Raw genomic sequence first — 12,295 nt, forward strand, 5'->3', positions numbered from 1 at the left:
CCCGCAATTTGCTGCTCACTCAACATGAAAAACCGTGCTTTCGCCTGTTCTTTTAGGCTATGCACGGGGATGGTATTGCTTATATACGTCTTTCAGCCTTGTTTTCGTCACATGTGTATAAATTTGCGTCGTCGAAATGTCGGCGTGTCCGAGCATTTCCTGAACGGCCCGGAGATCGGCTCCGTTTTCGAGCAGGTGTGTGGCGAATGAGTGCCTCAGTGTGTGCGGCGTCAGCTCTTTATTAATTCCCGCTTCCAAGGCGATTTTCTTTAAATTTTTCCAAAACCCCTGCCGGCTCATCTGTCTGCCGTGGTGATTCAGAAACAGGGCGTCTTCGGAATTTTTTTTCAAAAGCTTTCCCCTCGCTTTTGACAGATATTCGCCGACCGCATGTGACGCCGCTTCGCCGAGCGGAACGATCCGCTCCTTTCTTCCTTTCCCGAAGCAGCGGATAAAGCCCATCGATAAATGGACATCGGACAGCTTTAATGCGATCATCTCGCTGACGCGGATTCCTGTCGCATACAGTAATTCCAGCATCGCTTTATCGCGGTAGCCGAACGGCCCCGTCAGCTTCGGCGTATCGAGAAGCGTTTCGACTTCCTGTAATGACAGCACCTTCGGGAGCGTCCGTTCCGTTTTTTGTGACTCAATATGGACGGACGGGTCCTGGGCTGTTACTTTTTCCCTCAGCAGAAACTGGTGAAAGCTGCGGATGGAAGCGAGATGCCTCGCAATCGTCTTACCGGATTTTCCGGCGTCTTTTAAATGCTTTAAAAACTGGATGATGGTAAGCCTTGTCACCTGGTCAAAAGAGCTCAGCTGCTCCTGTTCCTCTAAATAGGCGGCGTAGCTGTTCAAATCCCGTTCATAGCTCACAACCGTGTTGTGGGAAAGCCCCCGTTCAACAACGGCGTAGTGGATAAAGTCTTTAATATGAACTTTCACGCTATCCTACTCCCCGTTCAAATAAAAAAAGATTAACCGGTTAAACCAGCTGCCCTGCTCGTCCCCTTCCATCGAGGCGACCTTGAGGGCTGCTCCTTCAGGTTTATCATACCGATGATAGTTTTCATACTCTGAATTTATCCATATCATAGCATAATAAAACAAGACGGTAAAACCGGTAAACAGCACGAACACCTTGATCATATCGGCAGCCGTTTTCAGCATTTTCATACGGTTTCAGGTCCCTTCTTTTGATTCGATTACTAAAACTTATGCCAAATGAGACAAGTTTTATACGTCTGAATCAAAAAAGAACCCGCTCATGGCTGAAAGGGTTCTCTCCGGTTTAGACTATTCCGATTCCTTTTGCTGACAGTCATGACAGATGCCGTGGAACGTCAGCCTGTGGTCTTTTATTTTAAATTTCCAATCCTTTTCAATGATTTCTTCCACGTCTTCAAGCAAATCTTCTTCAATTTCAACAACCGAACCGCATTCCATGCAAACAAGGTGGTGATGGAAATGTGCGGCACCTTCTTTACGGAGGTCATATCTTGACACACCGTCGCCAAAATTGATTTTATCCACTACTTTTAATTCAGTTAACAGTTCAAGAGTCCGATATACTGTCGCAAGACCAATCTCAGGAGATTTCTCTTTTACGAGGAGGTATACATCTTCTGCGCTTAAATGGTCTTCCTCATTCTCAAGCAGCACCCTTACAGTAGCCTCGCGCTGAGGGGTGAGTTTATAGCTGGAAGAATGCAGTTGCTTTTTAATCCGATCAATACGTGTTTCCATTGACTTTCCCTCCTACGCCGCATTACCTAGCTTATTATAACAAAACAAGCGCAGGGAGCCAACTATAATCATTATAAATTGAGAAACAAAATGAATATTTTTTAATAATCATTATAAATTAATGCTGTTTCGGCAAGACGTACTCCGTCAGCTTTTCCATCAACACCGGCGAAAGATATGCTTCAAAGGAAGAGGATATAAGAGACATCGCGAGAATCAGGACGAGCACAAAAGCGTACCGGCCAAACCAATGGACAGGCGCTTCTGCAAGGCTGCGTTTGACAAAAAGCTGGCGGATGAGCCTCATCGAAAAGGCGATGGCGCAAGTCCCCATGATCAAGTAAGCTGGGATCAGCAGCATATTTTGCGGGAGCACGGAGACAAAAGACAGGAAAAAGCCGTTGATTCCCATTTGATTGACGAGAAAGCCGACTGTAAATCCGACGACGATCCCTTTTAAGAAGACCATGATAAAAATGACGGGCAAGCCGATGATGGAAATCCCGAGAATCCACATTAAGCCTAAATATTTCATATTATGAAGAAAGCTTTGCAAAAACATTTCCTTTGAACTGGCTGCTTTTCCTTCGGAAAGCTGTCCAAAAAATCGATTCAAATAGTAGAACAAATCTTCTTTTTGACCGATCGTCATGCTGTTGACGATGACCGCGCCGAAAATCACACCCATTAAAAACAGCACTGAAACAAATAAATAGATTGACAGATGATCCTTCATATGTTGAAAGATGAGCTCTTTGATTGTGGGCTTCCGCATGTATCTTCCTCCCAGACGTGCTTTTGATTTTAATAGATTGTATGAGAGAAAAGAGAGCCGCATGACTTTTTTTGAAAAAAGACAGGCGCCCGTAAAAGGCGCCCTGATCACGTTATGATTCCTCCCTGTTTTCCGAAGAATGCTCCCTGTCCGTATTCACAGTCTTGTTGGCAGCCATTACAAACGGCAGATAAATCACTGTTGAAATGGCGAGGCAAAGAAAGCCGACCCCGAGCGCAAGCCAGTTTCCTCCTGTCCCGAGAAACGGAATCAACGGCCCGGGCGTTGTCCACGGAACAGCGTATGCGATCGGCGGAATCAGCTGAAACTTGATGAACAAGTAGCCGATGACAGTGTTGACTGCCGGAACGATGATAAAGGGAATCATGAAGATCGGATTGAGCACGACCGGAAGTCCGAAAATAACAGGTTCATTAATGTTAAATATCCCCGGCCCGATCGAAAGCTTACCGATGTCTTTATAATCCCGGCGCTTTGAAGCGATGAATATTGCGATCAAAAGCCCCAGCGTCATGCCCGATCCTCCGTAGTTTGCAAAGGCGTCATTCAGCGCCCATGTTTCAGGAAACGGAGCGTTCCAGGCAGAGCCTGTTTTGGCGGCAAAAGCGAGATTTTCAAGGTTTGCTTCGGCAAAGATCGTTTCTCTGATCGCCGCGATTGTATTCGGGCCGTGAATGCCGAACAGCCATAAAAAGTTGGCGACGATTCCAAGGAAAACAACAGTGAAAATATTCGTTCCCATCTCTCTCAACGGCGCCTGCAGCACGGTATACACCAATTCATGCAAACCGTTTTTCGACAGAGACAATAGCGCAAAGCTTAACATCGCAAAACCAATCGTAATGAAGATGATCGGAAACAGCACTTTAAATGTCCGGGCAACCGCAGGCGGCACCTGCGGAGGCATATGAATTTGCAGGCGCTTGGCATTTGAAAGCCTGCTGAACACTTCACCGACGAGGATCCCGATGATTAAGGCAACGAACAGCCCTTGCGCACCGAGCCACTTCGTCGTTAAAAAGCTCTCGTTTTCGATCAGGCGGTACGGTGAATAAATGATAAAATAACAGGATACGGCCGTTAATCCGGCAAGCAGTTCATCCGCTTTCATTGAGATGGCTAAATTGCGTGCGACGAGAAACACGACAAATATGGACATAATATCGAGCGATCCCCGCAGTACGGGGGTAAAGACCGACTGATAATCAGCCAAGTTCGGAAATATCTTTTCAAGGAACAAAATTTTGGCGATAAACCCGTCCGGAGATAAAATAGCGAAATTCAATAAAATGATAATCGACCCTGCCATAATAATCGGAAATGATAGAATAAAAGCATCTCTGATCGCACATATATGGCGCTGTGAGTTCAGTTTTGTAGCAACGGGAACCAAAAACCGTTCCACGTTCCGCTCAAACTTCTCCATAAACCCGCTCATCCCTGTCTCCCCTCCTTTTTATTTCATCAGCTGCAGCGCTTTTTGCAACACAGCTTCGCCGTTCATGGTGCCGTAGTCGCGCATGTCGATCACCTGAACCGGCGTGTCTCCCGCGCTCGCCTCAACCTGTGACTTTTGGTACCTGACTTGCGGCCCCAGCAATACGACGTCCGCGCTTGACGCGGCAGTCCCGGCTTCGGATACAGGCAGTGCGATGATGTCGACCTCTTCGTTCAGCGCCTCGGCATGCTTTTTCATTCTGCTGACAAGCAGGCTCGTTGACATGCCGGCCGCGCAAACCAATAAAATTTTTTTCATTATTTGTTAACCCCCTTCAGTTTCACCTTTTTCCCCGCCGATCAGAAAACGCTTTCATTACAATGCGGAGTAATATTTCAACCTGGTCTTTTATCCTATGACCGAGATAGACAACTGTTTCATAAAAATCAATATTTTTATAACGGTTTCAAACGGCTCGTTTAGTCAACCTCAACAAACGCCTTGAAACATTTGTTTAGTTTATCTAATGAATTTTTCAGAATAATAAGTTATATTTTTCCTTAAAAATAAGCGGAGGGATTATATGAAATCTGGCCAATATGAAAAAGTTCAATCAGACCGTACACTCTCAAACAGCGACCTGCAGCCTCTAAAGCCTGAGGAACGCACATGGAAAGCGGTCAATTTCGCATCGATCTGGATGGGCTGCATCCATAACATCCCGACTTACGCAACGGTTGGCGGACTGATAGCGATCGGGCTTTCTCCGTGGCAGGTGCTTGGGATTATCGCAGTCGCTTCGGTCGTGCTCTATGCAGCCCTCGCATTGAATGGACATGCCGGCACAAAATACGGCGTGCCTTTTCCCGTGTTAATCAGGGCTTCTTTCGGGATATACGGGGCTAATATTCCGGCGCTTCTCAGAGGTTTTGTGGCGATTATGTGGTTCGGCATTCAAGCGTTTGCGGGAAGCATGGCGCTTAACATCCTGATCTTAAATGTGTGGAGCGGCTGGAAAGACATCGGCGGCGATTGGAACTTGTTTGGATTGCATTTATCAGGGCTTTTGTCATTTGCTTTCTTTTGGGGAATTCATCTGCTTGTCCTTCACCACGGAATGGAGTCGATCAGAAAGTTTGAAGTCTGGGCCGGCCCGCTCGTTTATCTCGTCTTTGGCGGAATGGTGTGGTGGGCAGTCGATATTGCGGGAGGACTCGGTCCGATTTATTCGCAGCCGGGAAAATTTCAGACATTCGGCGAATTGATTTGGCCGTTTCTTGCCGGTGTGACGGGAATTATCGGCATATGGGCGACACTCATTTTGAACATTCCCGATTTTACGAGGTTTGCAGCCTCTCAAAAAGAACAAATCAGAGGGCAGTTTTACGGTTTGCCGGGCACATTCGTTCTGTTTGCATTTGCAAGCATTACCGTCACCTCCGGCTCACAGGCTGCCTTCGGGGAGCCGATTTGGGATGTTGTCGATATTCTCGCCCATTTTGACAACCCGTATGTGATCGCGCTTTCGGTCATTACGCTTTGCATCGCCGCCATTTCGGTAAACGTTGCAGCGAATATTGTCTCGCCAGCCTATGACCTGGCCAATTTTTTGCCGAAATATATCGATTTTAAGCGAGGCAGCTATTTGACAGCTGTTTTGGCCCTGTTCACTTTCCCATGGAAGCTGATGGAGAATGAAGCGAGCGTGTTTTCGTTTCTCGGCACAATCGGCGGAATATTGGGGCCGGTCGCAGGCGTTATGCTTGCCGATTATTTTATCATCCGGAAGCGCACGCTTCACATCGAAGATCTCTACTCTCTAACCGGGAGGTATACGTACTATAAAGGCTACAATTACCGCGCATTTGCCGCAGTTGGACTTGGAGCGTTTATGTCTTTGATCGGGACATACTTGCCGGCCCTGAAACCCCTCTATGATATTTCATGGTTTTCAGGCGTGCTGCTCGCATTTGCCGCATACATCTTTTTGATGCGCATCCATCCACCCGGCGTCCTTAGAGATAAAACCGCTGACTACGCTGCCGAAAGCAATGTATAAGCACGGGCTCAAGGTCCGCGAAAACGCTATTCGCGATCCATTTTTTGTTATATTCAGTCATTTTAAACAAATTCGAGCTAAGGAATGTGATAGACTAATGGATATAAAAAATGATTGGAATATCTCATGAACAAACGCTTTGATGGTAAAGGGCTGAGCTACATCGTCAGGCCAGCTGTCCAACAAGATGCAAAGGAATTATCTGCTGTAAGGGTACAGATCGATGGAGAAACCGAATATTTGGACAGGGAAAAGGGTGAAGGTTTTATTGATGAAGCGGGTTTTAGAGAGCTGATCAAAAGAGACAGCGAACATGACCGATGCTTGTTTTTAGTGGCGGTCGCTCGAAACAGGATCGTCGGCTTTTCAAGATGTGCCGGACAGGATTTAAAACGCTTCTCTCATCAAATCGAGTTTGGCGTATGCGTATTGAAAGAATTTTGGGGATACGGCATTGGAAAACGCCTTTTAAACGAATCGATTGTTTGGGCTGATGCCGCAGGCATTCAAAAAATGACCCTGCGCGTGTCGGAAACAAATGAGAGGGCTTCTGCCCTGTATCAAAAGCATGGCTTTAAAATAGAAGGGATTTTAAAAAAAGACAAGCGGCTTTCTGACGGAACATATAACAACACGATTATGATGGGAAGATGGCACAATCGAAAATAGAAAGAATATCTGGAGGGAACCTGGATGAATCCGATACTGCTCGATTTTCCGGACAGTTTTGAAACCCCGCGCCTTTTTGTCAGAGCGCCAAGGGCAGGCGACGGCGCGGCCGTCCATGACGCCATTCGAAAATCGTTGCCTGAGCTCAAGCCGTGGATGCCGTTTGCAAGGGAAATGCCCGAGGAAGAACATGTAGAAATCAACGTCAGGCAGGCACAGGCCGATTTTATTTTGCGCAACGATTTACGGATGCATATTTTCCATAAAGAAACGGGGAAATTCGTCGGCAGCACAGGCCTTCACCGCATGAACTGGCAAGCGAAACGGTTTGAAATCGGCTATTGGCGCAGTTCTGAATTTGCCGGACAGGGGTACATGACCGAAGCACTTAACGGACTGATTGATTTCGCGAGGGGACACATCAAAGCCAAGCGGCTTGAGATATGCTGTGACAGCATGAACACGAAAAGCAGAAAAATGGCGGAGCGCCTCGGCTTTCAGCTGGAAGCCGTTTTACAAAGCGATGACCTTTCGAATGATTTAAGCGAACATCGGGACACATGCATGTATTCGCGCATCTTCTAAAAAAAGAACCCTTATGATCTTCATGAAGCAAATCATAAGGGTTCTTTCGTTTATGTTTCATATGCAGCTTTGCAAGCTCTTCCCGCCTGCTTTTCGTTTTTCTGACGTGCGTGCTGAATTCAGGCGCCTTGCCTCTTGATACGGCGGCATCTCTGCCTGTGTTTCTCAACATGTGCTCACGCTTTTTCCTTGCCTTGCTTTTGGCCATGTTCCCCACTCTCCTGTCAAATTTTTATCTTATTATTATAGAAAGGCGGGGTTCTGAACGCAAGTCATACGGTTTCTGCCGTTTTGATCATATCCACATGCGGAATGCCGTCCTCCATATAGACGTCTGATATTGCTTTAAATCCGAAGGAGCCGTAAAAGGAACGCAAATGATTCTGGGCGCTGATCTTGACCCTTTTCTCCCCCCGCTCGTCTTCCAAAAAGCGGAGCGCTTGATCAAGAAGCGTCTGCGCATATCCCTTTCCCCTGTCCTCTTTACGGACGATCACCCGGCCGATTGATGCCTCCGGGTAAGCCGTACCGCTCGGGAACAGCCTGCAATACGCAGCGATCTCTCCTTCTTGGCTTAGAAATAAATGGTGTGCCCGCTCATCTAAGTGATCAAGCTCATGATACGGACAGTTTTGTTCAACGATAAAGACGTCTATTCTAAGCTTGATGATGCGGTACAACTCTTCCTTCGACAATTCCTCATACGATTTTAGTTTCCACTCCATCCCTTTTTCCAAAGCCCCCTTCAGCTCTGCACTTTTCCATAGGTTCCGCCGCCTCCGGCTTTCAGCTCTAAATCCCCGTTCCTTGCTTTGATCACGAGATCAGCCGTCTGCGGACGAATGGTTTCTTTTAGTTCGCCTTCTTTTACCCGGTGAAGGATATTCATCTCAGTGCCGAAAGCATCTTTCAGCTTCTGAATCGTTTTCGGACCGATGCCGGGGATCAGCTGCAGCGGAACCTGGTGAACGTACGGCGGGCGCTTGACCGGGCTTTTATCCTGATCGTAAAGCTCCATTAGACGTGTGCTGACGCCTTTTGTAAACTTTCGGCTTCCGCACGCTTTACACACCGTTTCACCTGCCTCCTGCAAACGGCCGCATGTTTCACAAGCGGTTTGAAAATATTTGCCCAACTGCGGATTCATTCCGTAATTGGCGGCAATGCAGCGCCCTTCTTGTCCTCTTAAAGCAAGTGAAAACTCTTGAAAGCTGGCATGTTTAATGTGTAGCTTATTATACTCCCTGCCGATTTTCCCAAGAGAATGGGCGTCCGAATTGGTCAAAAATGCATAGGGATTCAGTTCGGATACGTGTGAAGCCATATCTGTGTCGCTGCTCAGCCCGAGTTCAACCGCATCAATCATCTTCGGGTCAAGCACTTCTTGCAGCGAAAATTTGACTCCTTTGCCATACAGGCTCTTATGCGGCGTAAAAATGTGAGCGGGAATGAACAAGCCGCCGAGCTCTTTCACCTTCCGCTGAAGGCCGATGCCTGTCTCATAGATGCGCTGGGAGCTCAGATGGATATTCGTCACCCTTTCCGAGAGCCAGGCGGAAAACTGCTTCATTGCGGAGATCGACGGCATAAATGCCAGCACATGAATCGGGCCCCGGCATCTGTCATCATTGATTTCCAATTCAGAACCGCACAGAAGCACGGTATCTTTATATTTGATTCCGCCGTCTTCAAGCTCTGTATAACGGCCTGAAGACACCCCTTTTTCAATTTCCGCCAGCACCTCCGGTGAATGACAATCTATAATGCCGATCAGTTCCATTCCTTTATGCTCGCTTGCTTCAATCAAAATTTCGTCGAGCGTAAGCGTTCTGGCAGCCGTTATCTTAACGGGCCGGCCTGATTCCGTCCGCCCGATATGGATATGCATGTCTGCGAATATTTCTTTCATTTTTTTGCTTGCAGGGCCTTTCTCAGCTCCAGATACTGCACGGCATAAGCCGTTTTCGCATCATAGATGTCCTGAGTTTCCATCAGTTTCAGCGCACCTGTAAGCGGCACCTCCATTACTTCTACAAATTCGTCTTCATCAAGTTCGCGCTTTTCTTCAAGCGGTGTCAGCTCTTCGGCAAGATACAGGTGCACCAATTCGTCCGCAAAGCCCGGCGATGTGTAAAAAGCGGTGATTTTCTCCAGCTTTGCCGCCGTGTATCCCGTCTCTTCCTCAAGCTCCCGCAGCGCGGTATATTCAGGTTTCTCTCCTTTTTCAAGCTTGCCTGCCGGTATTTCAACGATCGTCCGTTCAAGCGCTTTTCTGTACTGCTTCACCAAAATGATGTTTCCTTTATCAGTCAAAGCAAGCACCGCAACAGCGCCCGGATGCTTCACGATTTCGCGCTTTCCCGTTTTACCATTCGGCAGTTCGACGTCTTCAAGATAAAGATCGATCACCTTGCCCGAAAAAAGTTTTTCTTTAGATATGGTTTTCTCCTCTAAATGCTTCAGTTTGATCATCTCCTAAGTTCTGCTCTGGCTTTTGATCCCATACATTTTATCATACACCATGGAAGGGGGACGCGCCATGAAGGTCTACCGGCTGAACAACTGCATCGTCATGTCGGGGAAAGCATGGGAAATCCGCGCCAAGCTGAAGGAATACGGACGAATGTATCACTATGTGAAAGACTGGCTTTCTGAAAAAGAAAATCGCATGATTTTGATTGACATCAAGAAGGATCGCATGAAATAATACTTTTCAGTAACATTACTTGAAAGTATTATTTTGGAGGCGGATGAATGTGGGAAATGAAAAAGGACGCAAAGGTAAAGAAAGCCGGAAGCGGCTGCTCACAGTTGCTGCAAACGAATTTGCAAACCGGGGATTCCATGAGACGAAAGTAAGTACGATTGTCAAAAGAGCGGGGCTGACTCAGCCGTCTTTCTACTTATACTTTCCAAGCAAAGGCGCCATCTATAACGAGCTGATCAATGGCTTTCACGCGAACTTAAAAAATCTGATCGAATCGTTTCGTTTAGAAGAAGGAATCGAGAAAAAACACGTATCAAAACGGGTAACGGCTGCTGTAGAGGCTGTATTTCGTTTTTTGGCAGAGGACCCGGATTTGACCCGCATCGGTTTTTTTCTCAGCCCGGAAGCATATGAAATGAAAAAAGATTTAACACTGGCCTTGAAAGAAAACTTGAAAGCAGAGCAGGAGCTTGGCTACTTCCGGTCCGGCCTGGAAATGGAGACCGTTGCCGAATGCCTGACAGGCATGATTGAGCACCTTGCCGATATCTATTTGCTTGACGGATCAAAAGACTCCTCAAGTCTCGCAAAACAAATCACGGATCTTTTGATCCACGGGATGCTCGTTAATCCGCAACATCCAGAAACGGAGTGAACATGGTGGCATTTATTTTCGTAAAAGCAGGATTGGCGGCATTTATGCTGATCGGAGGCGTAATCAAGGCGATGCACGTTCCTTTTCAAGTGGAACATTGGCGCCATTATCAATACCCGCTGTGGTTTCTTTCAGTAACAGGATTTCTTGAAATCGCCGGAGCGCTCGGCATGATCGCCGGGATTTGGAATGTGCATCTGGCTGTCGGCTCGGGGCTGTTGTTCTCCCTGCTTATGACAGGCGCCATTCATGCCCACCTATTCCGGGCGCGGCAGCCTTTTTTTACGGCCATCCCTGCCGCGGTTTGTTTGATTTGCGCCCTAAGCGTGATCATCTTCGAGCTGTACTTCTGATTCCGATGCCGATGGGTTGAAAACTTCGCTCCTTTGTATTACGTTCAAAGTAAGAAAAAAAGGAGTGAAGCTTATGAAAAAAAGGACGCTCGGACATTCCGATTTACAGGTGAGTGAAGTCGGCCTCGGCTGCATGTCTCTCGGAACAGACAAAAAGCACGCAGTGTCAATTTTGGATGAAGCTTTGGCGCTAGGCATCAATTATTTGGATACTGCCGACCTGTACGATTTTGGACGCAACGAAGAGATTGTCGGTGAAGCGATCAAATCAAGGCGCCAAGACGTGATCCTTGCGACAAAAGCAGGAAACCGCTGGGAGGAAGGAAAACAGGGCTGGTTCTGGGATCCCCGGAAAGCGTACATAAAAGAAGCCGTCAAGCACAGCTTAAAGCGGCTGCAAACCGACTACATCGATCTTTATCAGCTGCACGGCGGCACAATTGAAGACAATATCGACGAAACGATCGAAGCTTTTGAAGAATTAAAACAGGAAGGCGTCATCCGCCATTACGGCATTTCTTCAATTCGGCCGAACGTCATTAAGGAATACATCAAAAAATCAAACATCGTCACGGTCATGATGCAATACAGCTTGTTGGACAGACGGCCTGAGGAATGGCTTTCTCTCCTTGAAGAACATGGAATCAGCGTGATTGCAAGAGGACCTTTGGCAAAAGGGATTCTGACAGAAAAACCTCTGTCAGATGCAAACGCCGCGATCAAGAAAAACGGCTATTTATCGTATTCCTACGATGAACTCGTTAAAACAAAAGCGGACATTGAAAAAACGGCGCCTGATTTATCCGCGACCGAAACCGCGATGAAGTATATTCTCGCCCAGCCGGCTGTCGGAGCGGTCATCCCCGGAGCGAGCAAAATCTCCCAGCTTCGGGAAAACGTTGAATCTGTCGGCGGACGCGGTCTGACAGAACAGGAAATCAAAGCGCTCCGCTTTTATACAAAACGCGGCGTGTACACTGCACATCGCGAATAAAGCAATAAGAAAGCCCCGTCTCTTGATCAGACGGGGCTTTCTTACTTATACTTCTTCCAGTCGTCAATTCCGCTTTCGTTGAGGAGCTCTTCAAAGCTTTTATTTTTTTCCCTTTCTTGTCTTTCCTTGATGAGCCGCTCTTTCTCACGCTCTTTTCTTTTTTCGTCCTCCTCTTTCAATTCGCTCTTCATTTGCTGAAGTTTATCTTTCAAATCGTCGGCGAGCGCATCTTTCAGCAGCTGCCGGGCATTTGGGTCTTGTTTTTTCTTTCCCATATCCTGTCCTCCGTT

General features: G+C 47.2%; 16 protein-coding genes and 1 pseudogene. 7 read left to right on the forward strand and 10 right to left on the reverse strand.

The features are described from left to right. Nucleotides 1-57: 57 nt before the first annotated feature. From xerD to CP943_RS12965, 6 genes are all read right to left on the reverse strand, one after another. Nucleotides 58-948 (reverse strand): site-specific tyrosine recombinase XerD, encoded by an 891-nt coding sequence (xerD, locus tag CP943_RS12940; protein WP_023855928.1) that lies wholly within the window; start codon nucleotides 946-948, stop codon nucleotides 58-60. Nucleotides 949-954: 6 nt separating this feature from the next. Further along, nucleotides 955-1,179, reverse strand: coding sequence for a YqzK family protein (locus CP943_RS12945; protein ID WP_023855929.1), 225 nt, complete (start codon nucleotides 1,177-1,179; stop codon nucleotides 955-957). Nucleotides 1,180-1,299: 120 nt separating this feature from the next. Beyond that, nucleotides 1,300-1,749, reverse strand: coding sequence for a ferric iron uptake transcriptional regulator (fur, locus tag CP943_RS12950; RefSeq protein WP_003183178.1), 450 nt, complete (start codon nucleotides 1,747-1,749; stop codon nucleotides 1,300-1,302). Nucleotides 1,750-1,867: 118 nt separating this feature from the next. Continuing rightward, entirely contained in the window at nucleotides 1,868-2,524 is a 657-nt protein-coding gene (spoIIM, locus tag CP943_RS12955) for a stage II sporulation protein M (protein WP_026579353.1), read from the reverse strand. 112 nt (nucleotides 2,525-2,636) lie between these two features. After that, the gene (locus CP943_RS12960) at nucleotides 2,637-3,983 is read right to left on the reverse strand and encodes a PTS sugar transporter subunit IIC (RefSeq protein ID WP_095291550.1); all 1,347 of its coding nucleotides are present in this window, start codon (nucleotides 3,981-3,983) and stop codon (nucleotides 2,637-2,639) included. An 18-nt stretch (nucleotides 3,984-4,001) separates the two neighbouring features. Beyond that, nucleotides 4,002-4,301, reverse strand: coding sequence for a PTS sugar transporter subunit IIB (locus tag CP943_RS12965; protein WP_003183185.1), 300 nt, complete (start codon nucleotides 4,299-4,301; stop codon nucleotides 4,002-4,004). A 265-nt stretch (nucleotides 4,302-4,566) separates the two neighbouring features. Here CP943_RS12965 and CP943_RS12970 point away from each other — a divergent pair, with 265 nt between their 5' ends. From CP943_RS12970 to CP943_RS12980, 3 genes are all read left to right on the forward strand, one after another. Further along, nucleotides 4,567-6,042 carry an NCS1 family nucleobase:cation symporter-1 gene (locus CP943_RS12970; protein WP_039072808.1) on the forward strand — a complete coding sequence of 492 codons (1,476 nt, stop codon included), beginning with the start codon at nucleotides 4,567-4,569 and terminating at the stop codon, nucleotides 6,040-6,042. Nucleotides 6,043-6,168: 126 nt separating this feature from the next. Beyond that, entirely contained in the window at nucleotides 6,169-6,711 is a 543-nt protein-coding gene (locus CP943_RS12975; protein ID WP_039072809.1) for a GNAT family N-acetyltransferase, read from the forward strand. A gap of 24 nt (nucleotides 6,712-6,735) precedes the next feature. Then, the gene (locus CP943_RS12980) at nucleotides 6,736-7,296 is read left to right on the forward strand and encodes a GNAT family N-acetyltransferase (protein WP_039072810.1); all 561 of its coding nucleotides are present in this window, start codon (nucleotides 6,736-6,738) and stop codon (nucleotides 7,294-7,296) included. Nucleotides 7,297-7,568: 272 nt separating this feature from the next. Here CP943_RS12980 and CP943_RS12985 read toward each other — a convergent pair whose 3' ends face one another. From CP943_RS12985 to CP943_RS12995, 3 genes are read right to left on the reverse strand one after another with little or no spacing between them, the layout of a single operon-like run. Further along, nucleotides 7,569-8,021, reverse strand: a complete 453-nt coding sequence (locus tag CP943_RS12985) for a GNAT family N-acetyltransferase (protein WP_023855935.1) — start codon at nucleotides 8,019-8,021, stop codon at nucleotides 7,569-7,571. A 20-nt stretch (nucleotides 8,022-8,041) separates the two neighbouring features. Next, complete coding sequence (locus CP943_RS12990; protein ID WP_039072811.1) at nucleotides 8,042-9,205, reverse strand: TIGR00375 family protein; 1,164 nt, start codon at nucleotides 9,203-9,205, stop codon at nucleotides 8,042-8,044. After that, nucleotides 9,202-9,759, reverse strand: a complete 558-nt coding sequence (locus CP943_RS12995) for an NUDIX hydrolase (RefSeq protein ID WP_026579348.1) — start codon at nucleotides 9,757-9,759, stop codon at nucleotides 9,202-9,204. Before CP943_RS12995 ends, CP943_RS12990 begins: the two co-directional genes overlap by 4 nt. Nucleotides 9,760-9,835: 76 nt before the next feature. Between CP943_RS12995 and mciZ the strand changes: the two are divergent. The 4 genes and pseudogenes from mciZ to CP943_RS13015 all read left to right on the forward strand — a co-directional run. Beyond that, a pseudogene (gene mciZ / locus CP943_RS13000) lies at nucleotides 9,836-9,952 on the forward strand (Z-ring formation inhibitor MciZ); the annotation flags it as partial. A gap of 100 nt (nucleotides 9,953-10,052) precedes the next feature. Continuing rightward, nucleotides 10,053-10,658: a TetR/AcrR family transcriptional regulator gene (locus CP943_RS13005; protein WP_105981058.1), complete on the forward strand. Its 606-nt coding sequence runs from the start codon at nucleotides 10,053-10,055 to the stop codon at nucleotides 10,656-10,658. A 5-nt stretch (nucleotides 10,659-10,663) separates the two neighbouring features. Further along, nucleotides 10,664-11,011 carry a DoxX family protein gene (locus CP943_RS13010; RefSeq protein WP_023855940.1) on the forward strand — a complete coding sequence of 116 codons (348 nt, stop codon included), beginning with the start codon at nucleotides 10,664-10,666 and terminating at the stop codon, nucleotides 11,009-11,011. Nucleotides 11,012-11,084: 73 nt separating this feature from the next. Further along, on the forward strand, nucleotides 11,085-12,005 hold the full coding sequence (locus CP943_RS13015; RefSeq protein ID WP_105981059.1) for an aldo/keto reductase: 921 nt from the start codon (nucleotides 11,085-11,087) through the stop codon (nucleotides 12,003-12,005). 41 nt (nucleotides 12,006-12,046) lie between these two features. Here the strand turns inward: CP943_RS13015 and CP943_RS13020 are convergent, their stop codons facing one another. After that, a complete protein-coding gene (locus CP943_RS13020; protein ID WP_023855942.1) occupies nucleotides 12,047-12,280 on the reverse strand; it encodes a YqkE family protein in 234 nt (77 codons plus the stop codon). Nucleotides 12,281-12,295: the final 15 nt, after the last annotated feature.

Origin of the sequence: Bacillus paralicheniformis, from assembly GCF_002993925.1 — a bacterium.
GTDB lineage: Bacteria > Bacillota > Bacilli > Bacillales > Bacillaceae > Bacillus > Bacillus paralicheniformis.